Here is a 24,371-nt window from a genome sequence, read left to right on the forward strand (position 1 = left end):
TTTAAGGCGCGCATAGTAGCAGGGGGTTTCCTGATCAGCAATTTAAATTTCCTATAGGAAACTTTTGTGCGTATCCTTGTGGCCCGTGGCTTCCAGACGGGTTCGCGTGTACTATCGCAGCCGATTTGGGGCGAGCCCATAGCAGTTTATAGCCTGATAAAACAGGGCCTTAGGGGACCAGCGTGAGCGAACAGGACACAAAGATTGGCGAACAGCCCTCGGTATTGGAGGTGGCGCGCAAGGATGACGGCAAATTTGTGGAGCCGTTGCAGCTTGGTAAACGCCTTAAAGAGATTCGCCTGGCCAATAATTTGACCTTGGAAGAGGCTAGCCGACTCACGGGGTTGGCACGATCTACCTTATCCAAGATTGAAAACGAGCAAATCTCCCCCACCTTCCAAGCTGTGCAAAAGTTGACGGCGGGCTTGGGTATCGATATCCCGCAGCTATTCGTGCCGCCGCAAGATGGCCCAACCGCCAACGGGCGCCGCGACATCACGCGCAAAGATGAGGGTACGCCACACCCGACGACCACCTATGAGCACGAACTGTTGTGCACGCAAATGCGCGACAAGAAGATGGTGCCGTTTAAGTGTACGGTGCGGGCTCGCAGCTTTGACGATTTTGAAGACTGGGTGCGCCACGAGGGCGAAGAATTCATGCTCGTGTTGGCGGGGCAGGTCGAGGTGTACACCGAATTTTACGAGCCAGTGAAGTTAGCTGAGGGCGACAGCATTTATTACGACGCGCGCATGGGGCATTGTTTGGTTTCGGTATCAAAAGACGATGCGCAGGTGCTTTGGGTAACTAGCCGTTAAGCGGCGTGCAAGTTGCCGCAATTAACTCGCGCTTGGTGGCATTTGTCAGCGGGTGTGAAGTGATGAGTTTACTATGCAGTTCAGGGTGGAGCTGCCAAGAGGTGGGGTAAGGGACAGGCCCGATATTTATGACATATTCTCCGGTTTTTTGGGTGGCTGTAGCGCTGGTGTTAGGCATGGGCGCGCGTGGCTTTTTACAGGGTTTCTCACGCAGTTTATTTCGGCTGCAGCTGTTGGTTTTGGCACTGGTGGTGTCCGGGACTTTGCTGTCGCCGGTGTTGTCGCTGACCAAACAATGGTTTGATTGGCCGCTGTATTTCCACCAATTGGTGTTTGGTGGGCTGATGTTTGCGCTGGCCTACTCGGGCGCCTGTGCGCTTATGACCCGCTATCTCGATCGCCAAACACCCGAGGACGATATCCCAGTGCTGGGCTGGGGGTCGCGCGTAATGGGGTTGCTGGTGGGTCTGCTCGGCGGTGCAGTGATGGCGGCATTGGTGGCATTTTTAGCGGGCGTAAAGCCGGATTTCGACGGGGCAAAAAGGCCTTCTAATTTGCTCAATAACCAATATTCTCTGTCTGACTATGGTTATGAAACCGACGCATTCGACACGCCCTCAGAGTCACCCGTCAGTCTGCTGATCAATGCCATTGTGTTGTCTCCAGCGCAGGGTGTGAAGCTATTGCAGCAAACCACGGTGCAGCCTGAATTCAATGCGCTAATGAGCTCGCCCGACGCCCGTGCGCTGTTAGATGCGAGCGACATCTTTGGCTTGACGGAAGATCCCACCTTTGACCAGTTGATCGCGACGGCGCCCGTGCAAGACTTGTGGGCACTGCAACGCGAACTTGAAGTGTTGACAGACGAACAGTTGGAGCGCGAAACGGCGGCGCAACTGGTGGATGCCTACCATCGGATAGAGCGCGTGAAAACGCACCCGCGCGTGGCAGAGTTGTTGGCAGATACGCCCTTCAGGCGGCTCTTGCAGACCGCGGACCTCGGGACACTGACGCGCGATAAGCGGGTACTTGAATTGGGTGATGTCATCATCGGCGCGCGCCAATAGTTCTGACCTGAATGCCAGTAAAGGTTTTCATTTGTTGCGCGATGTTGCAGCTTTTGTGAAATTATTGTCATTTGACTGTCGGGTCTGTTACCAGCGGCCATGTTCTCGCTAATCTCCCGCCCACCGGCTTACCCCGGTTGGGTCATAGGACCCTAAAGAATTGTTTCCGCCCATTGGTGAAGTGGGCGGGTTTGGCCTATCACTGTAAGGTCTGTCAGGAGTATCCCATGAAAGCATTGGTTAAACGCGAAGCGAAAGAAGGACTGTGGCTCGAAGATGTGCCGCAGCCGGAGGTCGGCCCCAATGATGTGTTGATTAAAGTAAAACGGACTGCCATTTGTGGCACCGATTTGCACATCTATAACTGGGATAAATGGGCGCAAAAGACAATAAAGACCCCCATGGTGATCGGCCATGAATTTGTCGGTGAGATCGTCTCGGTGGGCACCAATGTGGTGGATTTCGAAGCCGGCCAAATCGTGTCGGGCGAAGGCCATGTGGTGTGTGGCCACTGCCGCAACTGCATGGCGGGTCGTCGCCACCTGTGCAACGACACCTCGGGTATCGGCGTCAATCGCCCCGGCGCCTTTGCCGAGTATGTGGCGCTGCCCGCGGCCAACGTCTGGGAGCATCGCCCTGGAATTGATTTGGATGTGGCGGCCTTGTTTGATCCCTTTGGCAATGCCGTACACACCGCCTTACAGTGGCCGCTGCTCGGTGAAGATGTGCTTATCACGGGCGCTGGCCCCATTGGCGCTATGGCGGCGGCGGTGTGTCGTCATGCCGGCGCTCGCCATATCGTCATCACCGACTTAAATGAAAAGCGCTTGGCGTTAGCCGCAGAGTTGGGCGCCACGCGCACCGTGAACGTCACCCAAGAGAAATTGGAAGATGTGGTTGCGCAGCTGGGCATGAGTGAAGGTTTTGATGTGGGCTTGGAAATGTCAGGCAGCCCGGCCGCCTTCAACTCTATGCTGGATAACATGGCCCATGGTGGCAAGATTTCCATGCTCGGTATTCCCGGCGAAGACACGGCCATCGATTGGAACAAAGTCATCTTTAACATGCTGACCATCAAAGGCATTTACGGCCGCGAAATGTACGAAACTTGGTACAAGATGAGTGTGATGGTAGAAACCGGTTTGGATATTACGCCGGTAATTACCCACCGCTTGCATTACACAGAGTTTCAGCAGGGCTTCGATGCGATGAAGTCTGGCGAGGCCGCGAAGGTTATTTTGAGCTGGGAGTAATCCCATCACCAGCATTTAATTCAGCGTGCGAAAAATTTAGAAGGCGAGAGTTTATGTACGGAAAATTTCAACAGCATCTTCAGTCACAGCTAGACGAAATCAAAGCCGCTGGCCTGTATAAAAGCGAGCGCCAGATTGAAGGCCCGCAGGGTGCGATGATCACCGTAAAAGGCGATAAGGTTTTAAACCTTTGCGCCAATAATTATTTAGGGCTTGCACAGCACCCAGACATCAAGCAGGCCTGTGCCGAGGGCCTTGAGGCGTGGGGCTACGGCATGGCGTCGGTGCGATTTATTTGCGGTACGCAATCGCTGCATAAATCCCTGGAAGGTAAAATATCTGCGTTTTTGGGCATGGAGGATACCATCCTCTACCCAAGTTGTTTTGACGCCAATGGCGGTTTGTTTGAAACCTTATTAACAGCTGAAGACGCCATCATTTCTGATGAATTAAATCACGCGTCGATCATCGACGGCGTGCGCCTGTGCAAGGCGAGCCGCTATCGCTTTAAAAATAGCGACATGGCAGACCTTGAAGCGAAATTAATTGAAGCCGATAAAAACGGTGCGCGCTTTAAATTGATCAGTACCGATGGCGTATTTTCGATGGATGGCTATATCGCCAATCTTCAAAAAGTGTGCGAATTGGCAGAGAAATACAATGCCTTGGTGCATGTGGACGATTCACACGCTACTGGTTTTGTGGGCGAAAAAGGCAAGGGCAGTCACGAACACTGTGGCGTGATGGGCCGCGTGGATATTATCACCGGTACTTTGGGTAAAGCGTTAGGCGGCTCATCCGGTGGCTTTACCAGCGCCCGCAAAGAGGTGGTGGAGTTGCTGCGTCAACGCTCACGGCCCTACTTGTTCTCGAACACCGTGGCGCCACCTGTTGTGGCGGGCGCCATTAAGGCCATGGAATTGGTGCAAGATGACGCGCTTCGTCGCCAGCTTAAAGACAATACGGCCTACTTTCGTGCAGGCTTAGAGCGTCACGGTTTTGATTTGTTGCCCGGCGAGCACGCCATTGTGCCGGTGATGTTATACGACGCGAAAAAGGCCGCGGCGCTGGCTGATAAAATGCTTGAATACGGGGTGTATGTCATTGCCTTCTCGTATCCGGTGGTGCCCAAGGACAAGGCGCGCATTCGCACCCAGATGTCGGCGGCCATCACTCGTGAAGAATTAGACATGGCCATCGAGGCCTTTGGTAAGGCTAAGCGGGACTTGGGTCTGTAAGATCTGCCGTGGCCACCTGATTGCGGCCCGCGCGTTTTGCTGAATAGAGCGCGCGGTCTGCAGTGGCGATCATCTCTTGCAGTCGCAGGCTGTCCGGCGCACACAAGTAGCTACCAATGCTCACCGTGGTTGGCAATTCATGGTCTGCCTGTTGTGCTACTTCTCGGCGAATTCGCTCCATGATGTTGCGCAGCTCCACCGGCGTGACATCAGGAAGCAGCGCCACAAATTCTTCACCGCCATACCGACAAATGGTGTCTTCCTCGCGCAAACATTGCCGCACCAATTCGCCAAAGCGCTTCAAGGCGTGGTCACCTGCTAAGTGCCCGTATTCATCGTTCACTCGCTTAAAGTGATCTAAATCGAGCAGGGCAATGCCCACATTGAGCTGGTGTCGATTGGCGTGTGCGATGAGGCTTTGACTGATATCTAGGAATGCGCGCCGATTTAGCAGCCCCGTCAGGGGGTCGCGAGTGGCTTGCGTGCGCAGCCGCTGATGTAGCCGTTCATTGGTAAGCAGAATGAGCCCGCAGGCGTTGAGGATAGACACGAGTATGCTCATGTATATCACCACAGAATCCACTGCCCCGTGGTGATCTCGCGTGGGGTCCAAAAAGATGGCAATGCCGCGAGCCCCCCACAATAAAGCCATGTAGCCAAAGGTGATTAACATGATCACACGCAGGCTATGGTGTAGGTGATGGCTGCGCTGGAAAGTAAGGAAAATCAACGAGCAAAATGCGCCAATAATAATGCTGATCAGCATGGCCAACCAACTATTGGGCAGGCCAAATACGCCGTGAGCGGTGACACCGACAGTACACACTAGCAAGGTGTTGAAGGCTGTGACACCGGGAATCTTGGGCTCGCCTAGAAATCGCCGGACCCCACGCCAGAGAAAGTAAAAGGCGGTGCCATTGGCAACGGTGCCCAGGTACCAGAGAGACTCGCTGAGCTGTTTGGCAAAGGGGTCGACGTGCGAGTTCAGCATAAAGCCGACATTGACGATGCCGGTGCCGGTGGCAATGATCGCCGCGTAGATCGCCCAGTCGCGCGTGCCATACTCGGACTCATTGAGTCGCCAGGCTGCATAAAAGGCGATGGCTTCCACGAAAAATACGCCGACCACGACGAAATACAGAAGATAGTAGTGTGTCATTGAGTGCTCTTCCTGAGCATTGCCAGGCCTGGAGGGCGCCAGTATCTAATACTTTAGTGCCGGTTATTATATATGGCGGGCAATATAGCAGCTTGTCGCGTAAATTCCCATCTGCGGTGTATAAAAAGTGATCGCGCTAGCGCCATAAACGCCAGTGTCTGGCTACAGTGTGACTATGAGGTGGGTTGTGGTCACAAGTCTCGTCGCCTTTGAGCTATGGGCCGTCAAGGGCTGCGGTTTAATTTCTGCCGTGACGATAGATCAATGGGTAAGGTTCCATGGCCTATGCCACGGGTAAGGGCGGATCATTGTATGGGTTAGGGTTTGCGGCGGACATCGTTGCCATGAGCAAAGTGAAGCAGCTCAGCTTCATCAACGGTTTGTCGACGTTTGGCAATCTAGTGGTGTAGCGGCCGGTTTATAGTGGCCAACTCTGTGGGTTATTGCTTGAGCTTTTGAGTTGGGAGTTGGGAATCGTGAGTTGCGAGTTGGAAATTGAATGCTACAGAGCGCGAGCGCTCTGTAGCAGTGTCTAACAGTTAGTCCAGTGGAATGCGCATGACCACGCCGCCCATGATGTCGCCCAATTTAAAATCGGTTTTTGGGCTGTCTAGGTGGTCGTTGTGGCACTTCACACAGGCTTCGGACACCGCTGTATCCGCATAAACCGCGGTGAAATAGCGCTTGCCACCTAAGGTTTCAGTGCCATAGAAATTTTTGCCCAAATTCTTACGAACAAAAACTAAGCCTTCCTCTTCCATGGGTGTCTTAGGGGCATTCTGTTTGTTGATGGGCCACTCAGATAACAGCGCGTAACTGAAGCCCGCGTTTTTCTTAGCGACGCCCTCGGCGCCCATGCGCAACATTTGCGCGGGCAGCGGCAGTGCTTGCTCTTCTTTCCAGTGCTCTTCAGCGGTAATGACTTCATCTTCATTTTGAAGGCGATTCACCACTTGGCGGGTGTACACGGTGCGATCGGATTCAATAACTGCATAGATGGCATCAGCCATTCGTTGGGGCGTAATTTCAGCATTGGCTAGGCTGCTCAGGCCAATGGCTAGCAGTGCCGTTGCGACGATAGTGTGCTTCATGGTGTAGCCTCCTTTCGGGTGAAATAAAATGTGTTACTTTTTCTTGCGTTGTTGAATGCGGTCGCGTACCAAATCCATGCTGGTGTGATGATTCGCGGGCGCGGTGGAAAAATTGTTTTTAATGAGTTCAGGGTCAGCCAATGCTGAAAGGGTAAATTCGACCCCGTGGCATTGCGTACACACAGTGCGAATCATTTTGCTATTCGGTTGTAGCGTGGCACTTTGATTGTGTTGTACATGGACTTTACGGCCTTTTTTGATGCGGGGTAGGTGGCAGGTTGCACAGCTGACAGCAGCTTCCTGTGCTAGTTCACCTTGTTCTACCGCAGCCCATGATTGCCCGTGTGCAGAAGGTTTAAAGTTTTTGCTGTGTTGATCCTGATGGCAACCCAAGCACGCTTCCGTGGCGGCAAATTGTAAGTCTGGTTCATGGGGGGCGTGGCAGCTAACACAGGTCAGTGATTTATGTTTGGCGGATGCATCCATTGGCAGTGTGGCCAGTGCAGGGCTCATCGGACTAAATGCATTGCCTAAGGCTGGGTTCAGGCGCATGCCATGCTTGCCGTCAAAAAAGCCATCCGTTTGTTTTTCGTGGCATTGCTGACAGCTGTTCACGCTTACCGCTAAGCCGCGATCTTGCCACTCAGGTTGAGCGTGACAGTCTGTACAGTTGACCTGGGCTTGGGCGTGGTGGCTGTTGGCCCACTGGGCAATGTGCGCGGCCGTGGCTTGCGGTGCGTCTTGATCGGCTGCCGTCAGGGGCGTCGCTTGTTTATTGGCTTTAAGCCAGAGTGCCATGCCTGAAAGGGCCGGTACAGTTGCGCGGTCCTTTAGTGAAGGGTCTTTTACGTGCTTGCGCAAAAAATTTTCATAGAGCGCGGTGTTGTCGTGGTAGTTGTGACAACCTGAATTGCTACAGGTGTCAAAACCAAATTCTGCATGGCTTGCGCGCTCTTCAGCAATTTCCTGATGACAATGCGCACAAAAGTCTTTAGCTAAGGTGACGCCGTACGGGCGTGTGATCTCGGGTTTGTGTTCGCGGTGGCATGTGACACATTGCGTGGCGTCTAGATTTTGCAATAATTCCGCGTTTCGGGGATCTGTGAATTTAGATTGCGGATGGGTGTCGCTGGTTTTATTGAGGGCGTCTAGGTGGCAGCTTTCACAGGCGTTTTGCATTACTGCTCTATCGTCAAAGGCATCGCCATGGCAGCTGGTGCACGCCAATTCAATTTGATGGTGGCCGTGAGTTGGTGGCCCAGAAATGTAAAATGTTTTGTCACCTTCAATTAAGTTGTAGCCGAGAGCTCCCGCCAATACCGCAGTAATTGCTAAGCCGTAGTGCCAAAATTTAAAATTATAATGAATCATGTTAGAAGAAATACACGGCGAGGATGTGATAAGAAAGGAGGGCGGGTAGCATCCACAATAAGGTGTAGTGCACGCGCGACCACCATGCCCGGTGGCGCCGGAGTTTTAAATCTGTCCAATGGTGATTTCTCGCCATAAATACGCCTACCAGTGAACCGGTAAGCGTGGCTGCTAGAAATACCATCATCAAAACAAAGTTTAAGTTGTGGCCGAGGCGCAGTCCGGTATGAATCATAAGGACAACCAGCGCCAACACGCCGATGATGGAGTGCACGTAGCGCCAATCGTCGAGGTGGCCAAAGTTGAGTTTCTTCCAGCGCTTGCGAATGCCCAATCCGCCGGCCAGTAAGCTAAGGAAAAGTAGCGTGTAGCCACTGACCTGTTTCCAAAAATTATCAAACCACAGTTTTTCGAGCTGCCAGCTGAGTTGGGTGCTTTCCCCTATGCCGATGGGCCTGAAAAAGACCGTTGCTAGCATCAATACAATGGCGATGACGGAATACCAGTAAATCGATTTGTAATGACGCATTACCAAATTCGGTGCGGGTGCGTCGAGCATTTCCGCCAGCAAGGGTTTGCACGAACCGCAGGTCACGCCGGCCTTTGTCGCCGAGCAGAGTGTGTCCATAGTGCGATTGCCGCCCTCCATGGCCTTTGACAAGGTACCCCGGGTCACGTTTTCACAAAGACACACAATGTAATCATCAGGCTGGTCTTTGATGTGTAGCGGCTTTTCGGTTTCCCACAAGAAACCAGATTCTTCAAATTGTTGTAATTGTTTTAGTTTTAATTTCGTGCCGCTCGCTTGCGCCTGCTGCAACAAGGGCAGTTCGCTCCAGCTGCCAATATGGATATAGCCGGTGAGCGCCTGATCTTCTAGGAAAAGTTTGCGGTAGATTCCCTTTAAGCGATTGGTGTACGTGTAAGTATCGGAATTGACGTTGCGCACATTGCCAATCAGCCCGCTTGATTGACTACCGAACTTCAATTGGATATTGGCCGAGCTGCCGGTGTAGGGCATGTGTTGACCACTCATGTGCGTGATCATGGAGCTAACTTGTTCGAAGCCTGGTGCCACTACACCATAGGTTCGACCTCGGTGTTCGGAGCACTCGCCCACAGCGTAAATGTGTGGGTCGCTGGTTTGCATGACATCGTTGACGAGAATGCCGGTGCCCACTTCCAGTCCTGAGGACTGAGCCAGTACGGTGTTGGCCGCGACGCCCGTGCAGAAAACCACGGTATCACACTCGATGATTCGGCCACTCTCCAACTCAACGCCGATGACTTTATCGTGACCAAGCACGGCGCGGGTGTTGTCGTTGCTGACCACTTGAATACCTGCAGTTTGCAGGCTATCGCTTAAAACTTCTTGGGCGCGTTGGTCTAACGCTGCATCTAATAAATAGTTGCGGGCTTGCAGGTAGACGCGGTTGTCGCGCGTTTTCATGCCGAGTGCCGCTTCAATACCCAGTGGTCCGGAGCCAATTATGTAGACTGACCGGCTGGCTCGCTTTCGTTGCAACAGAGCCTCTGTGTCATCGAGTGTGCGAAACGTAAATGTATTGCGTAGTGAATTGCCAGGAATATCCGGCAGGCGGGCCCGCGATCCGGTGGCGATAATCAGTTTGTCGTAACTAAAATGTTGGCCTGTGTCGTCTGTGACAGTTCTCGCCTTGCGGTCGATATGGGTGATCTTGCGGCCGTAATGGGTTTCAAATATTTCAGGGTCGGGTTCGGCCGATCTAACGGGCATGATGTCCAGTGCGTCGCGAGGGACTTCGCCCGATAAGTAGAGGGATAATTGAACGCGGTTGTATGGGCTGACCGGCTCCTCGCCAAAGACGAGCAGGTGATGACTGGGGTTTTGCCCCTTTAGCATTCTGGCAGCGCGGATTCCCACGGGGCCGGTTCCGACAACAATAATGTTAAGTCCGGCCTTGCGGGGGCGGTGCGGCACTGCAGAACTCACGTCATTCCTTTGTGTGGTGTCAGCCGAATTATTCATCTTCCTCACTGGATCGCGGGTTTAATACATTGTCGAGCGCAATAAAGCTGGCCACTCATTTGGAGTGTCCAAGCTTTAGATCCAGTGCGGCTTAACGGCCACAAAATGCCCAAACGCAACGGCGCGTTAGCCCGCGCGCCGTTAGAGCAGCTTGTGTGATTCCCTTCTTTATTTATTGTTTTATGTCTCAAGCCTAAACCTCCCCAGTCTGTGCTGGGGCAATTCTTAAGCTCGATAAAGCGAATACAGGTCGCGCTCTTCAGATTGTACGCGTCGGGTAAGCGCTTCGCCGATGGCGGTATAATCCTTTTTAAACTGCAGTTCCATGGCGGGCGTAAATTGGCTTTTACCATAGCGCTTGCAGAAGCCGATAACGGCATTGGCAATGTCGTTCATGTCGGATCTAAATTCTTTCACCACGGCTAGGGTGTGTTTGTCATTGCCTAGAGACTGCTCTAGGTAAACGTAAAAGCGCACATTTTCCTTGAGCAGATGCCCTTGGAAGAGTGATTTGAATTCACCCAATGTGCGCGCCAATTTGACGTAGTTTTTCTTTTCGAAGCCCTCGTCCCACATCTTGCCGTAGAGTTCGACAAGCTTGGAGTGGTCTGCTTCCAATGCCGCAATAAGATTGGGATCGTAAGCGATAGTATTGGCGCCAGCCTTGGGGGCCTCGGCCAGTTTGGGGGCTTCTTTCTGTACGTTGTCACGACCAGAAAAAAAATCGGATATGAAACCAAACATAAACGGCTACCTTGTGTGTCTTCGTCATTAAGCTACTTCACGCAAACCAACACCCTTGCCACCCTGGCAAGATTTCACTTAGGTAATCCCTTTAACGACTCACTTAACCAGCTGTGAGCGTGGGCCATTATGCCCCTCGCGGTGGTCTGCACAATAGCCAAGTATAACTGCGCTTGTACAATTGTGTGATTTATATCTAAAAATCGGTAAATCACCTAGGTTACTTAACACTTTTTTCACTAAAAGTATAAACGCCACCTGACGTTAGCCAACAAATAATGATTTAAGCGCCGCAGAGCAATAGTTCGCGCCATGCGGTTAGCAACTCACTTTAACTATAATCCGTAACTCGCGTCACTGTGGTTAATTTTTAGGCTGTTTTGTCGAGATAAACCTGAAAGGTATATCGGCAACTTATTAATAACCTATATACGGATTAAGCCGCCAAACTATAGTGCCATTTGGTTATTAAAAGAAAGAGGCTTTACGCTTTTTTTGCGGGTCGGGTGGAAATTTGAAAGGAGTTTGTGTTTTTTGTTGATGGCAGTGAGGCGGCCGCAAGGACCGCCTTGGTACTTAAGTATTAACTTTATAACTGCATGGCTTTTGTTTCGATAAATTCGTGCATGCCCTCGTCGCCAAATTCACGGCCATTACCGGACTGTTTGTAACCGCCGAAGGGGGCTAGGTAATTGAATGCGCCGCCATTGACATAACATTGTCCCGCACGAATTTGGCGAGCGATAGCAATGCCGGCTGCTTTATCATTTGCATACACGCCGCTCGACAAGCCGTAAGGCGTGTCATTCGCCATGCTTATGGCGTCTGCCAGTGTGTCGTAGGCGATCATGCACAACACCGGGCCAAAAATTTCCTCGCGGGCGATGGTCATTTGATTGGTGACGTCGGCGAACACCGTGGGTTTAGCGTAGAAGCCCGTTGGCAAGTGATCGGGTTTGCCGGTGCCACCGGTGACGAGGCGGGCACCTTCGGCGATGCCTTTTTCAATGTAACTTTGGACCACAGCCAGTTGTCTGGCGGAAGACATCGGGCCCACAAAGGCATCCTCACCGGCACCCACTGTGAGTGATTCGGTGTGCGTTTTGGCAATGGCTACCGCCTCCTCATAGCGACTGGCGGGAACGAACATGCGCGTTAGTGCCGTGCAGGTTTGGCCTGAATTGATCATGACATCTTCTATGCCATATTTAACGGCCGCTTCGAGATCGGCGTCGTCGGTGATGATGTAGGGCGATTTGCCGCCCAGTTCTTGCGTTACACGTTTGACGGTTTCGGCGGCGGACTGGGCAATCATTTTGCCCGCGCGGGTGCTGCCGGTAAACGACACCATGTCAACATCGGGGTGTGCGCTGATGGCAGCGCCCACCACGGGGCCTGCGCCAATGACTAAATTAAACACGCCAGCGGGAACGCCCGCTTCGTGCATGATTTCCGCCATGATTAAATCTTGCAGGGGCGTTTGCTCAGAGGGTTTGATGACAATTGTGCAGCCCGCTGCCAATGCCGGCGCGACCTTGCCAACAAATTGGTGCAATGGATAATTCCAAGGGTTGATAAACCCACACACGCCCACGGCCTCCTTAACCACCAGTGAGTTGCCGGCCTCGCGCGTTTGCTCCATAACAAAGGCGCGCTCGGCGAAATTCGCCATGGCAAAGGTGGGGCCTTTTACTTGGAGGTCGGGTGTCAGGTGACGGGGGCAACCCATGGCATCGCTGACCGCGGCGACTAAGTCTGCTTCGCGCGCCTTCATCAGTGAGGCAATTTTATTGATGAGGTCACAGCGGGTTTGCGCAGTGGTGCTAGACCAGCTGGGAAAGGCCTTGCGTGCAGCCGCAACGGCGTCGTCGACATCGGCGGGGGAGCCCATGGGAACGCGGGCCACGACGGCTTCTGTGGCTGGGTTGATTACGTCAAAGGTTTCATTGCTCTGGGCTTTAACCCAAGTGCCGTTGATGTAAAAGCTGTCGTAATTTTTCATGGTAATTCCTCACATCTCTACTGGTGCTGGCCATGTTGGTTGCGCGCGATCGCACGGTTAATTCGGGCTGGCATTAGGGGCGAAGCCTAGCGCGTGCGCGCTCGGGCCGCCATGCCCCAAAGCGCGCAGCTTAAACTGTCTAGCCACCGCGATGAAAACAATTTAGTCTGAACGACCTATTCCGAAACCGCATTAAGTGAGGCGCGATGCGAGGCCAGTTGCCATCTACGGCGAGTCTGCAATGTTTTGCCATGTCCGTTGAGACGGGCAATGTGACGAAAGCCGCCGAGCGCCTGTGTTTGACGCAAAGTGCGGTCAGTCGGCAGATCAAACAACTGGAAGAGTTGCTGGGCCAAGCGCTGTTTGAGCGTGTGCGCCAGCGCATGCAGTTGACCGCAGCGGGTCAGCGCTACTACCAGCAGGTGGCGCCGGTGTTGCAGTTGTTGGCGCAAGCAACGGAAGAGATCCGCCAATTTAGGCCGGGCTATCACATTGTGCTCGGTATCGAGCCGGCGCTGGCGAGCAGTTGGCTACTGCCATCGCTGGCCACTTTTACCGATTCCCACCCGGATATTTCGCTGCATTTAATGACAGATATTCATAAGTTGTATCAGCGGCAAGTGGCGTGCGACCTCACCATTTTGTTTGGCTCGGGCCAGTGGCCCGGCATGCACGCCGATTTTCTCATGGGCGATGAGCTGGTGGCCGTGGCGACACCGGCGCTCGTCGCCAAATACGGCGCCCTTAACAAGCCGGCAGATTTGCGCAATTACCCCTTATTGCACCACACCAGTCCGGAGTCCTCTACGGGCTATTGGTGGCGAGCGGCAGGTTTGGCTGCAACAGATATCGGTCGCCTGCCCGGCCAGCGGCTCGAGACCTTTCCGCTGTTATTGCAGGCTGCACTGCAGGGCTTGGGCGCTACGGTATTGCCTTGGTATTTTGTGGCAGATCGTTTGGCGCAGGGTGATTTGATTCAATTGGGTGATCGCCTGCCCTGCGAGGGTGGCTATTTTTTGGTGGCCGATCTGGATTTGCCCGCAGAGGGCCCCGCTGCGCAGTTTCGTGAGTGGCTACTGGCGCAAGCTGGCGGCAGGTGATTTAGCGTCGGCAGTCGTGCTATGGTACGGCCGTCTATGCGTGGTTTGGCCCATTGTGGTCAGCCCTGAAACCCCAACGCTAAAACAATAAGTTCTAACAAAAACGACAGTTTCAACATAGAGAGTGTGCTTTTGCAGCAGCCTACCTTAAACACAGGCGGCTCTTCTGAACGCGAGCAGCAGTGCAACACCACTCACGATCAGCAGCTAGCAGCCATATTTCAGCAGAATGCCGCTTTATTGAAGCGATTTCTCTGGTCGCGCGTGCGTCATGATGACGATGTGGCGGACTTGCTGCAGGAGACATTTGAGCGTTTCCAGCGGCACGGCACTCGCGTGGATTTGGCGCGCGGCCGGAGCTTGCTATTTACCATCGCTCGAAATTTGGTGATCGATCGCGCCCGCCACAACAAGGTGAGCGAGGTGGACGATGGGGTGGATATTGAAGCGTTAATGGACGCCGCCCCCACACCTGAGCAGCAGGTGATCGATCAAGAGGCCGTGGCTCGATTGAATCAAGTGATTGAATCGCTGCCTACGCAGTGTCGGCGCGTCTTTGTGATGCGAAAAATCCACCAATATTCGCAAAAAGCTATTGCGGAAAAGCTGGGGATATCCGTAAGTACCGTAGAGAAGCATGTCGCTGCGGGCATGCGTCAGTGTCGCACCCTGCTCAAAGCAGAGTAGTGCGCGCCCCTAGTCATTAGAAATTACAGCCAGTGCCCAATGTTATGATCCAGTTAGTTCACAATGCCGACATCGCACAGCAAGCCAGTATTTGGGCTGAGCGCCAGGTGGATGGTTTGTCCGATGCCGAATCGACATTGCTGCGCCAGTGGCTGACCGCCAGTGCAGAGCATCGCTTGGCGTTTGAGCAGGCGCGTGCTGACTGGCATGTGGTGGCCGGTGCAGCCTGTGCCCTGGCGGCCGACAAGACCGCGCAAAGTCTGCCGGTGCGCGCAGCCATTGCACTGGATGCGCCACGCGTGGCGCCTTGGCGCCGCTGGCCCTTGGCGCGCGCTGCCAGTGTGGCCGCTGCCGCCTTGGCGGCAGTATTTTGGTTGATGCAGCCGGATTTACGCACCGGTGTGGGTGAGATGGAGACCCACCTACTGGCGGATGGCAGCCGGCTTACCATGAATGCCGGCACTCAGATCGACGTCGAATTCACCGAGCGGGAGCGCCGGTTAACGCTCTTGTCGGGCGAGATGTTTGTGGAGGTGGCCAAAAATCTGCACCGCCCCTTTATTGTGGAGACCGCACAGGGTGAAGCGCGCGCAGTGGGTACGGCATTTAGCGTGCGCACCCAAGCGGGGACTACATCAGTACTGGTCACTGAAGGGTTGGTGGATGTTAACCAGCCGGCAACGGCAGCCAAGCGCCTCAGTGCGCAGCAAAGTATTCGGCTTGGGCAACAGGTGGGGTTAGTCACTGAGCGCAGCGCCGACGAGGTGCGCAAGGCCTTGAGTTGGCGCGAACAGCGATTGTATTTCACCAATGTAGCGCTGGCTGAGTTTGTAGAAGAAATGAACCGTTACAGCTATCGCCGTATGGTTATCGCCGATACGGATTTATCGGCATTGCGCGTGGGTGGCGCCTTCGCCACTGGTGATACCGACGGTGCGGTCACTATGTTGGAAGCCGGCTTTCCCATCAAGGCGGTGCGCGTAACGCCCTTGTTGACCCTGTTGTATCGTGACGCCGAACCGATAGAATGAGCCATTCGCGGTATTCACAACCGCTGTAAACGCCAAGTCTGGTATAACAATCAAAAAAACAGACCAAAAGAAGTACGCAGTGGCAGGTTTTCGTACAAAGCGTTACCTCAAATGTCGCCCATCACAGTTTCTGGCCTTAGTCTTGGCGCTGTTGGCGCCGCAATCGCTGCTGGCCGCCCCGCAAGCATTTTCAATACCCGCCCAACCCTTAGCCGATTCGTTGCTGGCCTTTGCAGAGCAATCGGAAACCCTGCGCTTGGTATTTCGTCCAGCGGAGCTCGAAGGCCTACAGGCGCCTGCGCTGGAAGCCGAACTGGAGCCTGAGCAAGGCCTTGCGCGCTTATTGTCGGGGTTGCCTTTGACGGTGCAGCAACTTGAACCCGGTATCTTTCTGATTGCGCCCCAGGCTTCTGAGACCGCAGTGACGGGCAGGGTGCGCCCAGCCGCCGATCAGCAGCGCGACCCGTCGCGGCCTGGGGCCAGCTTGCCGGTGCCAGTGATGGAAGAGCTGGTGACCATTGGCACCCGCGCCAAAAATCGGCGCTTGCAGCAATCCACCGTGCCGATAGATATCGTGCAGGGCTACTTGTTGGAGCGGGCGGCGCCCGCATCGCTGGGTGAGCAATTGCAAAGCCAAGCCCCGTCCTTCAATTATTCCCGCACCATGGTGAGTGACGGTGCCGATTTAGTGCGACCCGCGACGTTACGGGGTATGAACCCCGATCAATTACTGGTCATGGTAGATGGCAAGCGCCGCCATCATCAGGCGCAAATCAATATTCAACAGGTGGTCGGCCGAGGTTCATCCGGCACCGACATGAACGCCATTCCCACCGCTGCTCTAGAGCGCATTGAGGTGTTGCGCGATGGCGCGAGCGCCCAATACGGCTCCGACGCCATTGCCGGAGTGCTCAATTTGGTGCTCAAGGAGGGCGAGCAAGCCCCTGAGCTGGATGCGCAATATGGACACACCGCCCAAGGTGATGGCGAGACGCTTATCGCCAGCCTGTCGGGCGGCCTGGCGCTGGGTGAGGAGGGTAGCGTGTTTCTCACCTTGGAGGGGCAGGATCGAGGTGCGACAAACCGCGCGGGCGTTGATTCTCGTTTTGCGCCGCCGCGCGTAAGCATGCGTATCGGCGATACGGCGCAATCCAGCTATAGCCTGTTTGCCAACAGTCAGTGGCGGGGCAGTGATCGATATGAGCTGTATGCATTTGGTGGTGTTTCTCGCCGTGAAGGGTTGTCGGCCGGATTTTATCGCGGTGCGGGTGCTGTTGCCGGTGAGCCGCCCGTGAGTTCTCGCTACCTGCCGGCGCTCGATCCGCTGGGTTTTTTACCTCTGCAAACAACGCGCACAGAAGATGATGCGCTGACGTTGGGCGCGCAGTGGCAGCTCACCGAGCAGTGGAACTTAGATCTATTTACGAGCTATGGCGCCAACCGCTTCATGCAGGGCACCGACTACTCCGTCAATGTGTCGCTGGGCTCGGATAGCCCGACACAGGCCGATAACGGTGAATTGCGCTATAGCCATTGGCAGCATGGTGCAGTGGCGTCTGGGTTGGTGGAGGCCAGCGGCATCGATGAACTATTGGTGACGCTGGGCGTTGAGATGCGGCGAGAACACTACCGCATCAGTGAAGGCGACTTTGCCTCCTATGCCTACGGCCCCACCGACAACTTTGACCTGTTTATTCCCAGCCCGTTAGACCCCTGCCCAAATGAGCAGGGCGCACTCCTGTGCAGCGATGGGCAGCCGCGCAGTCGAGCCCAGGCTGGCATGCAGGCCTACCCTGGCTACCGTCTAGCTGCGGCTGATACCCGTCAAAGCGGGGCCTGGTTCGTTGAAAGCGAGGCGCAGGTGAATGCTGCCTGGACGCTCTCACTGGCCAGTCGGTGGGAGCACTATGAGCGCATGGGCAGCAATCTCAGTGGCAAGGTGTCGATGCGGTGGTCGATGACGCCACAGTTAAGTGCGCGCGGCACCTTGGCCACAGGGTTTAGAGCACCGGGGATAAATCAGGCCAATTTCACCCACATTATCACCAACATTGGCCCCGATGTATTAACCAATACCCTGCATGCCGCCGAGGGCAATCCGGTGCTGAGTGCCCTCAATGTGCCTGCGCTTTCCGCTGAGCGCTCGCGCCAAACGAGTGTGGGGTTAGTTTGGCAGCCAATGCCTGCATTGTCGGTAACGTTGGACGCCTTCATGATCGACGTCGCCGATGCCATCGCCTTGAGCGATGTGATTGCCGCGGAGGATGAGCCTTGCCCTTCCGCCTGTGCGCTGACCGAGGCGCTGGCACAACAGGCGCACAATGTGGGCGCCGTCCAATTCCTGTATAACGCAATGGACACCCGCACCACCGGTCTCGATTTGGTTGCCCGCTACCGCTGGAGTCACCGGTTTGGATCGACTGGTGTCGCGCTTTTGGCTCACCTGAATAGCACGGAAGTGGTGGCGCTGGCCGAGCCTGCGGATATTCCCCCAGGCTTGTTATTTTCAGACGCGCAAATCATGCTCGTGGAGCAGGGGCAGCCGCGTCGTCGGCTGCTAATTAATGTGGATTGGCAGTATTTAGGGTGGACAGTGGGCGTGCGCGCCAACCACTTTGGTTCGGTGAGTACCAGCTACTTCACGGAGAGTGGCTTGGGGGTGGATTTGCCCAATGTACAAGACTCTGTGCACCATTCGGGCAATGCTTGGCTGCTCGATGGCGACATTAGCTACAGTTTTAATTCGGGCATCACGCTGGCCGCAGGTGGCAACAATTTGCTCGACACTTATCCCAAGCGTCTCTCGGAAGACAGTTTATTGGCGGCCATATCGGGGGGGAGCTTTAAATACCCTTGGGAAGCGTCGCCCTACGGCATTAATGGCGCGTTTTACTACATCCGTGCAGAGTGGTCTTTTTAGTCTGTCTATCCTTACATTTTGATTAACTCAAAATAATTCTCCTGATTTGTGTCGCCGGGTTATTAAAATTTAATTTTCTGCGTCTGCGTGCGTTGAATCAATAGCGGTTTTTTGACGCTTTTACGTACTCCTAGCACGGGCTGGTCTATCCTTACCGGGTGGTATAACCAAATCGTAAATAATCAATAAAAGTTCTTTGGGAGACACAAAGATGATTCAGAGAAAGATTGTAACTTCAATCTCTGCTGCTGCGCTGTTGGGCAGCCTCGGTATGCCGGTGGCCTTTGCACAATCGGACGATTTAGATTTATTAGAAGAAGTGGTTACTATTGGCTCGAGAACCAAGCCGCGCTCGGTCACTGAGTCTCCCGTACCGGTTGACGTCATCAGCGCCAGAGACCTCGCGCAGACGGGTAGCAGCGACATGCTGGATATGCTGAAGGGTTCGGTACCGTCCTTCAATGTGCACGATCAACCGATCAGTGATGCCGCGTCGATGATTCGCCCCGTTAACATGCGTGGTCTGTCCTCTGACTCCACCTTAATTTTGTTCAATGGCAAGCGTCGTCACCGCGCTTCCGTTATCGCTTTCCAGGGCGGTGGCTTAAACGATGGTGCTCAAGGTCCAGATATTTCGGTAATTCCAAGTATCGCGCTGAAGCAAGTTGAAATATTGCGCGACGGTGCCGCGGCACAGTACGGTTCTGACGCCATTGCCGGTGTTATGAACTTCGTATTAAAAGACGATGCTGAAGGCGGTGCGCTGGAAGTTAAAACCGGTCAATTTTATGAGGGCGACGGTCAGACCACCACAATTGCCGGTAATTACGGCATGGCAATGACCGATTCAGGCTTCTTGAATCTCAGCTTCCAAATGAAAGATGCCGATGCCACTTCGCGCTCGGTTCAGCGCCCCGATGCGCAAGCATTGATTGACGCAGGTAATACCGCGGTAGCGGTGCCAGCCCAAATCTGGGGTTCACCCATTATTGAAAATGACATGACGTTGTTTGCCAATTTTGGCATTGACCTGAAAGACGGCACAGAGATTTATGCCTTCGGTAACTACTCCAATCGCGAGGTGGATGGCGGTTTTTACTACCGTAATCCCAACGGTCGCGGTGGGGTTTACACCTATACCAATGACAACGGTACACCCGGTGATGAAGATGATGATTTCTCTGCCCGCTTAATCGCAGATATGACCGATGATATGTCGGGTAATTGCCCGAATACTTTGATCCCCGGTGACCCAGCGGATGACGCGATATTTAATGCATTAAACCCTGATGTGTGTTTCGGCTTTAAGCAAATAATCCCCGGTGGCTATACGCCACGCTTTGTGGGCAATATTACCGATACATCGTTCACTGCGGGTCGTCGCGGCGAATTTTCATCTGGCTTCCTGGAAGATTGGAATTTCGATTTGAGCGGTTCGGTAGGCAGAAACGAATCTGAATTTGGATTGAATAATACCATCAACCCGTCCTTTGGCCCCGACACTAAACGCAATTTTGATACCGGTGCCTACATTCAGCTCGAAAAAACCATCAACTTTGATTTGCAAAAGCAAATGGGTGACACCAGTGTTGCCATGGGTACTGAGTATCGCGAAGAGTCCTTTCAAATTGTCGCCGGTGAGGGCATGTCTTGGCAGGTTGGTCCGTTAGCCGAGCAGGGCTTTAACATCGGTTCCCACGGATTTGCTGGCTTCTCCATTGATTCTGCCGGCACTTCAGAGCGCAGTAACTATGCCCTCTATCTGGACGTGGAAAACCAGACAACTGATGACCTGATGTTGGGCGGTGCACTGCGCTACGAAAATTTCAATACCTTTGGCGATACTATCAACTACAAAGTTGTCTTTAACTGGCAGCTGTCCGATAACATTGCATGGCGTGGTTCACACAGTACGGGTTTCCGTGCACCAACCCTGGGTCAGGCCTCAGTTGTTAACACCCAAACCTCCATTGTTGGCGGTCAGTTGACTCAGGCGCAAACCTTGCCTGCACCGAAACTGGGCGAGGCCGAACTGCAACCTGAAGAATCAGTAAACTTTGCCACTGGTTTAGTGATGAATTTCGGTGGGCTCGATGTAACTGTTGATGCTTACTTCATTGAAGTGACTGATCGCATCGCGCTTACAGATAACGCAACGCCAACAACTGCGCAACGTGCTGCAATGGCTGCAGCAGGTGTGCCCAACCCAGAGCTGATCGGACAGATCAACTATTTTGCTAACGACTTCGATACCGAAACCACCGGTTTAGATGTGGTTGCAACTTACGGAGCGGAACTGTTCGGTGGCGGCACAGACTTTAGTTTGGCGTATAACTGGACAACCACTGAAGTTGTGGGTGGCGACACCTCGTGTGGCGGTTCTTTTGTCGGTAACAAAGGCGAAATCTGTAAGGCCGTTCGCTTAGAGCGCGGCCTGCCAGAGCATCGCGCTTCGTTTACCATGTCGCAAAAATGGGAAAATGTAAGCGCCTTTGTACGTACTAACTATTACGGTGAGTACGTGGGTGTCCACGCTGATTGGTTTGGCGAGCAAGTCGGAACAGCGTTTACGGTAGACTTGGAAGCCACTTATCATGCAACGCAAGAGTTCTCGTTTACCGCGGGTGCCTCGAATCTGTTTGATCAGGAAGCAGCCAAGATCGACGGTTCAATCGTGGGCGAAGATGACAGTGTGCTCGGTGGTATTTACTACGAAACGTCGCCCTATGGGATCGGTGGTGGTTTTTACTACTTGAAAGCAAGTTACGAGTTCTAAGTTTCAATCCTGCTTACGTAGTTAATTTTGAGCGCCCTTCGGGGCGCTTTTTTATGGTTCGCCGTTCATTGAGAGATCAGGCGGCTTGGGGCATTGCGCGTCGCATTCGCAAGCCTTGTGCCGCACTGTTTGCGAGCACTAGCGCCAAACCTAAGTCGGTTACGAATGTTTGATTGACGAAAGTTCGCGTGCTGATTTGCCAATGATTGACGCAAAAACCTTTTACGCGACCTTTTGCTTGAAAGGCACGACTCACATACAGGTAGTGGTCGCCTTCCATAATGCCTTTTTGTTGCCAGTTGCCGCGCTTGAGTAGCGTGTGGCAGCGACTGCGACACAACCCCAAATAAGGGTGCTGCGGCCCCACGAAGTGATCGGTAATCACGTGGCGCTGAATGTGGATTTGATTGATGTTAAGCAGTGTCATGGTAAATATTCCGAATCGCCTTTAAACATGTGTCAGGAGCTGTGTGCAAAATCGCGCATCACATTCGGAATGGCAGTGCAGTGGACATAAAAAAACCCTCGTTGTTGAGGGCTGACGATTGCGCAAGCGGTGCTTGCATCCTCTTCGTTGTCGCAGTGTATCCGGCGGGATACTCTGGCGACCGCATCCCCAATGCCTAACAGCTTTAGGGGGAACCACCTTGCCAGGTTCGGCAGGTTGGCGTTGGCGTCAGCCACTCTCTTGATGTGGCGCGCACTCTACACGGTGGCGGCACAAGGGTCAACACTATCCCATTGGTGGGGTTTTGCCCAGTGAGGAAGTCAACAAATGCGCTGCCCGGCACGCATCTTAGCCCAAGAATCCGCCAGGATGGCCTCCAAGACGGTCAGGTCGACATCGGCCAGTTTATTGATATAGAGGCACGAAACAGAGGTCTTGTGCTTGCCGAGCTTGGCCAATTGAGCGGTATAGTCAGAAAACCCGTTCATGACGTAAATGGACAGGTTTTGTTTGCGTGGCGAGAATCCCGTTTGCATCCACTGCAGTGTTTCGCCCTGCCGTTGGTAGTCATAGCCACCGAAGCCGACAATAGTTTCGCCCCAAAGCACCGCAGCCTCGCCAGTAATGCGTTCAAACAGGGCCAATAAAACCAGCGCATCCGCTCGCCGAGTGGGATGCTCTACGGCTGCCAAAAAATCGGCAACAGAGGCGTCAGACGGGCGGGTTTTTAACGTCACATATTGGCCTCCGCTGCGGCCAATTAACTCAGTGCCAAAATTGCCTTTTCTGATTTTAGGGTGCGCGTCAACCAGCCGGCCAAGATTGCGGCCAATAACAAGGTGAGCATTGCGCCTGTGCCGATGGAAAGCCAGTCAATTTCTTGGCCCTTGGCGATACTTTCAATCAATCCGCTTTGGCTGGCCACCGGTACCCAGTTTACCCAGTCGGGCTTGTGAGGCATAAATTGCACTGCAAATGGAATGGTAAGCGGCACCATGATGGTCAGCGATATATAGGACTGCGCTTCTTTAAAACTCTTGGCTTGGAAGGCGCAAAAAAGTTGGAAGGCGGCGGCAAAAATTGCGAGCGGCAACATCGCCAGCGTAATGGTGATTATGGTGAGGGCGTTGAGTTCAAAACCTATCCCCATTTTCGCGAGGGGGACAAAACCCATTACCAGCGAGGTCATGCACAGGGTTAAAAATGCCCCCAAGCTGCCCAGCAATGAGACGGCGATTAATTTGGCGCCGATCAACTGGGTGGTGGTAATGGGTTGGATCAAAATCAATTCCAAGGCGTTGCGCTCGCGCTCGCCGGCGGAGGTGTCAATGGCGATGCTGGTGCTGGCCACGAACACACTCATCAACACAAACACGGCCAACATGCCCATTACCATGCCACTTTTTTCCTGCGCGCTGGCATGATCTTTTATGTCCACAGAGTAGGGCGCTAACAAATGCGGATCGATACCGCGCAATACCAAGCGGTAGGTAGCCAGTTCATTGCCATACTGCTGCAGCGCGGCCTTAACGCGCTGATTGGCGCTGTTGCGCCCTTCCTCGGCAGTGTTAATCCACAGGCTTAGGCTGACTTTTTTGGCCTGTTCAATATTCGCCCGATAGGTCTCGGGGATTTCTAGCGTGATGGGTTGCTCGCGCCAGCGTTCTTCGTCATCGGCGGCACCGGAACCCAGTGGCAGAATATGCTGTTGGGCGAGCTTTTCAACCAACACGGGGGCATATTCCGCGCCTTTAATATCGATGTAGATGGCTTTGTCATCTTCTTTGTTGGCAATGGCAAAATTGAGCGCCGAGGCCAAAATTACTGGGCCAAATAACGCGTAAAGCAGCGCGCCCATGAGTGCCCGCCGATCGCGCATGGCGTCGATGATTTCTTTGTATAAAAGTGTTTGAAATACAGAATTCATGCGGCAATTCCCTCGTCGCTGCCAATCAAAGCAACAAACGCCTCTTCAAGTTGCGTCTGCCCAGTCTGCTCACAGAGTTGTTCGGGTGTTCCCGCGGCCACCACGCGACCTTGGGCGACCACGATCACTTGGTCACAGAGCGCGGCTACTTCTTGCATCACGTGACTGGAAAATAATATGCAGTGGCCCGCGTCTCGCAGATCGCGCAATTGTTGGCGCAGGATGCGCGTACTCATCACGTCCAATCCGCGCGTGGGCTCGTCCAGCACAAAATTTTGAGGCTGGTGCACGAGCGCTTGCGCCAATACCACTTTCATTCGCTGGCCCTGTGAAAAGCCTTGAGTGCGACGGTGGGCAATGTCTTGCAGCGATAACTTTTCGATAATAGCCTGCGTGGCAGCTTTGCCGGCGTTGCCGGTCAGCCCGTGTAGGCCCGCAAAGTAGGCAATCTGTTCGAACGCCGTTAGGCGTTCGTAGAGCCCAAATTTATCGGGAAATACGCCCAGCTTTCTGCGCGCTGCCAGCGGCTCTTTGGCCACGTCGATGTCATCGACTTGCGCGCTGCCTGTTTCTGTCTTCAGCAAGCCGTACAGGACGCGCAGGGCGGTGGTCTTACCTGCGCCGTTTGGGCCCAATATGCCGGTTATTTGTCCATCTTCTGCGCGAAAACTGAGTTGGTCGAGCGCTTTGATGTCGCCAAAATGTTTAGTGAGTTGCCGTACCTCTAGCAT

The 24,371-nt window shown here is 53.8% G+C and carries 20 protein-coding genes and 1 riboswitch; of the genes, 10 read left to right on the top strand and 10 right to left on the bottom strand.

Annotated features, from left to right (window positions below; translation table 11 throughout):
• Nucleotides 1-182 precede the first annotated feature (182 nt).
• The 4 genes from FHS30_RS04045 (at nucleotide 183) to FHS30_RS04060 (ending at nucleotide 4,376) form a co-directional block, all read left to right on the top strand.
• Entirely contained in the window at nucleotides 183-818 is a 636-nt protein-coding gene (locus FHS30_RS04045; protein ID WP_183908550.1) for a helix-turn-helix domain-containing protein, read from the top strand.
• A 128-nt stretch (nucleotides 819-946) separates the two neighbouring features.
• On the top strand, nucleotides 947-1,885 hold the full coding sequence (locus FHS30_RS04050; RefSeq protein ID WP_183908552.1) for a CvpA family protein: 939 nt from the start codon (nucleotides 947-949) through the stop codon (nucleotides 1,883-1,885).
• Between the two features lie 227 nt (nucleotides 1,886-2,112).
• Nucleotides 2,113-3,138 (top strand): L-threonine 3-dehydrogenase, encoded by a 1,026-nt coding sequence (tdh, locus tag FHS30_RS04055; RefSeq protein ID WP_183908554.1) that lies wholly within the window; start codon nucleotides 2,113-2,115, stop codon nucleotides 3,136-3,138.
• 53 nt (nucleotides 3,139-3,191) lie between these two features.
• Entirely contained in the window at nucleotides 3,192-4,376 is a 1,185-nt protein-coding gene (locus FHS30_RS04060; RefSeq protein ID WP_183908556.1) for a glycine C-acetyltransferase, read from the top strand.
• On the opposite strand, the gene FHS30_RS04065 is transcribed toward FHS30_RS04060, so the two are convergent.
• On the bottom strand, nucleotides 4,354-5,535 hold the full coding sequence (locus FHS30_RS04065) for a GGDEF domain-containing protein (RefSeq protein ID WP_183908557.1): 1,182 nt from the start codon (nucleotides 5,533-5,535) through the stop codon (nucleotides 4,354-4,356). The two genes, FHS30_RS04060 and FHS30_RS04065, sit on opposite strands and share 23 nt — an antisense overlap.
• Nucleotides 5,536-5,813: 278 nt before the next feature.
• Between FHS30_RS04065 and FHS30_RS17270 the strand changes: the two genes are divergently transcribed.
• Nucleotides 5,814-5,945, top strand: coding sequence for a hypothetical protein (locus FHS30_RS17270; protein WP_281368183.1), 132 nt, complete (start codon nucleotides 5,814-5,816; stop codon nucleotides 5,943-5,945).
• A gap of 129 nt (nucleotides 5,946-6,074) precedes the next feature.
• On the opposite strand, the gene FHS30_RS04070 is transcribed toward FHS30_RS17270, so the two are convergent.
• The 5 genes from FHS30_RS04070 to FHS30_RS04090 all read right to left on the bottom strand — a co-directional run bounded on the left by FHS30_RS04070 (nucleotide 6,075) and on the right by FHS30_RS04090 (nucleotide 12,751).
• Complete coding sequence (locus FHS30_RS04070; RefSeq protein WP_183908559.1) at nucleotides 6,075-6,626, bottom strand: Tll0287-like domain-containing protein; 552 nt, start codon at nucleotides 6,624-6,626, stop codon at nucleotides 6,075-6,077.
• A gap of 33 nt (nucleotides 6,627-6,659) precedes the next feature.
• Nucleotides 6,660-7,997 carry a cytochrome c3 family protein gene (locus FHS30_RS04075; RefSeq protein ID WP_221197130.1) on the bottom strand — a complete coding sequence of 446 codons (1,338 nt, stop codon included), beginning with the start codon at nucleotides 7,995-7,997 and terminating at the stop codon, nucleotides 6,660-6,662.
• A 1-nt stretch (nucleotide 7,998) separates the two neighbouring features.
• Nucleotides 7,999-9,969 carry an FAD-dependent oxidoreductase gene (locus FHS30_RS04080; RefSeq protein WP_183908561.1) on the bottom strand — a complete coding sequence of 657 codons (1,971 nt, stop codon included), beginning with the start codon at nucleotides 9,967-9,969 and terminating at the stop codon, nucleotides 7,999-8,001.
• Between the two features lie 261 nt (nucleotides 9,970-10,230).
• On the bottom strand, nucleotides 10,231-10,749 hold the full coding sequence (locus FHS30_RS04085) for a hemerythrin domain-containing protein (protein ID WP_183908563.1): 519 nt from the start codon (nucleotides 10,747-10,749) through the stop codon (nucleotides 10,231-10,233).
• A gap of 589 nt (nucleotides 10,750-11,338) precedes the next feature.
• Nucleotides 11,339-12,751 (bottom strand): aldehyde dehydrogenase family protein, encoded by a 1,413-nt coding sequence (locus FHS30_RS04090; RefSeq protein ID WP_183908566.1) that lies wholly within the window; start codon nucleotides 12,749-12,751, stop codon nucleotides 11,339-11,341.
• Between the two features lie 206 nt (nucleotides 12,752-12,957).
• Here FHS30_RS04090 and FHS30_RS04095 point away from each other — a divergent pair, with 206 nt between their 5' ends.
• From FHS30_RS04095 to FHS30_RS04115, 5 genes are all read left to right on the top strand, one after another.
• A complete protein-coding gene (locus FHS30_RS04095; protein WP_281368186.1) occupies nucleotides 12,958-13,851 on the top strand; it encodes a LysR substrate-binding domain-containing protein in 894 nt (297 codons plus the stop codon).
• Nucleotides 13,852-13,983: 132 nt separating this feature from the next.
• On the top strand, nucleotides 13,984-14,538 hold the full coding sequence (locus FHS30_RS04100; RefSeq protein WP_183908570.1) for an RNA polymerase sigma factor: 555 nt from the start codon (nucleotides 13,984-13,986) through the stop codon (nucleotides 14,536-14,538).
• Between the two features lie 44 nt (nucleotides 14,539-14,582).
• Nucleotides 14,583-15,569, top strand: coding sequence for a FecR family protein (locus FHS30_RS04105; RefSeq protein ID WP_183908572.1), 987 nt, complete (start codon nucleotides 14,583-14,585; stop codon nucleotides 15,567-15,569).
• Nucleotides 15,570-15,648: 79 nt separating this feature from the next.
• Entirely contained in the window at nucleotides 15,649-18,489 is a 2,841-nt protein-coding gene (locus FHS30_RS04110; protein WP_183908574.1) for a TonB-dependent receptor domain-containing protein, read from the top strand.
• Nucleotides 18,490-18,700: 211 nt separating this feature from the next.
• The gene (locus tag FHS30_RS04115) at nucleotides 18,701-21,265 is read left to right on the top strand and encodes a TonB-dependent receptor plug domain-containing protein (protein WP_183908576.1); all 2,565 of its coding nucleotides are present in this window, start codon (nucleotides 18,701-18,703) and stop codon (nucleotides 21,263-21,265) included.
• 76 nt (nucleotides 21,266-21,341) lie between these two features.
• Here FHS30_RS04115 and FHS30_RS04120 read toward each other — a convergent pair whose 3' ends face one another.
• From FHS30_RS04120 to FHS30_RS04135, 4 genes are all read right to left on the bottom strand, one after another.
• Entirely contained in the window at nucleotides 21,342-21,692 is a 351-nt protein-coding gene (locus FHS30_RS04120) for a hypothetical protein (RefSeq protein WP_183908578.1), read from the bottom strand.
• A 133-nt stretch (nucleotides 21,693-21,825) separates the two neighbouring features.
• Nucleotides 21,826-21,965: riboswitch (SAM-I-IV-variant riboswitch) on the bottom strand.
• A gap of 68 nt (nucleotides 21,966-22,033) precedes the next feature.
• The gene (locus tag FHS30_RS04125) at nucleotides 22,034-22,450 is read right to left on the bottom strand and encodes a DUF1801 domain-containing protein (protein WP_183908580.1); all 417 of its coding nucleotides are present in this window, start codon (nucleotides 22,448-22,450) and stop codon (nucleotides 22,034-22,036) included.
• A gap of 23 nt (nucleotides 22,451-22,473) precedes the next feature.
• Nucleotides 22,474-23,640, bottom strand: coding sequence for an ABC transporter permease (locus FHS30_RS04130; protein ID WP_183908582.1), 1,167 nt, complete (start codon nucleotides 23,638-23,640; stop codon nucleotides 22,474-22,476).
• Nucleotides 23,637-24,371 (bottom strand): ABC transporter ATP-binding protein, encoded by a 735-nt coding sequence (locus FHS30_RS04135; protein WP_183908584.1) that lies wholly within the window; start codon nucleotides 24,369-24,371, stop codon nucleotides 23,637-23,639. Before FHS30_RS04135 ends, FHS30_RS04130 begins: the two co-directional genes overlap by 4 nt.

Origin of the sequence: Simiduia aestuariiviva (assembly GCF_014192475.1) — a bacterium.
GTDB lineage: Bacteria > Pseudomonadota > Gammaproteobacteria > Pseudomonadales > Cellvibrionaceae > Simiduia > Simiduia aestuariiviva.

Excerpts from the sequence above, each read along its gene's own strand:
- FHS30_RS04070 (WP_183908559.1), bottom strand. The coding sequence starts at position 6,626 with ATGAAGCACACTATCGTCGCAACGGCACTGCTAGCCATTGGCCTGAGC.
- FHS30_RS17270 (WP_281368183.1), top strand. The coding sequence starts at position 5,814 with ATGGCCTATGCCACGGGTAAGGGCGGATCATTGTATGGGTTAGGGTTT.
- FHS30_RS04115 (WP_183908576.1), top strand. The coding sequence starts at position 18,701 with ATGATTCAGAGAAAGATTGTAACTTCAATCTCTGCTGCTGCGCTGTTG.
- FHS30_RS04065 (WP_183908557.1), bottom strand. The coding sequence starts at position 5,535 with ATGACACACTACTATCTTCTGTATTTCGTCGTGGTCGGCGTATTTTTC.
- FHS30_RS04120 (WP_183908578.1), bottom strand. The coding sequence starts at position 21,692 with ATGACACTGCTTAACATCAATCAAATCCACATTCAGCGCCACGTGATT.
- FHS30_RS04060 (WP_183908556.1), top strand. The coding sequence starts at position 3,192 with ATGTACGGAAAATTTCAACAGCATCTTCAGTCACAGCTAGACGAAATC.
- FHS30_RS04075 (WP_221197130.1), bottom strand. The coding sequence starts at position 7,997 with ATGATTCATTATAATTTTAAATTTTGGCACTACGGCTTAGCAATTACT.
- FHS30_RS04135 (WP_183908584.1), bottom strand. The coding sequence starts at position 24,371 with ATGCTAGAGGTACGGCAACTCACTAAACATTTTGGCGACATCAAAGCG.
- FHS30_RS04085 (WP_183908563.1), bottom strand. The coding sequence starts at position 10,749 with ATGTTTGGTTTCATATCCGATTTTTTTTCTGGTCGTGACAACGTACAG.
- FHS30_RS04130 (WP_183908582.1), bottom strand. The coding sequence starts at position 23,640 with ATGAATTCTGTATTTCAAACACTTTTATACAAAGAAATCATCGACGCC.
- tdh (WP_183908554.1), top strand. The coding sequence starts at position 2,113 with ATGAAAGCATTGGTTAAACGCGAAGCGAAAGAAGGACTGTGGCTCGAA.
- FHS30_RS04095 (WP_281368186.1), top strand. The coding sequence starts at position 12,958 with ATGCGAGGCCAGTTGCCATCTACGGCGAGTCTGCAATGTTTTGCCATG.
- FHS30_RS04105 (WP_183908572.1), top strand. The coding sequence starts at position 14,583 with ATGATCCAGTTAGTTCACAATGCCGACATCGCACAGCAAGCCAGTATT.
- FHS30_RS04050 (WP_183908552.1), top strand. The coding sequence starts at position 947 with ATGACATATTCTCCGGTTTTTTGGGTGGCTGTAGCGCTGGTGTTAGGC.
- FHS30_RS04090 (WP_183908566.1), bottom strand. The coding sequence starts at position 12,751 with ATGAAAAATTACGACAGCTTTTACATCAACGGCACTTGGGTTAAAGCC.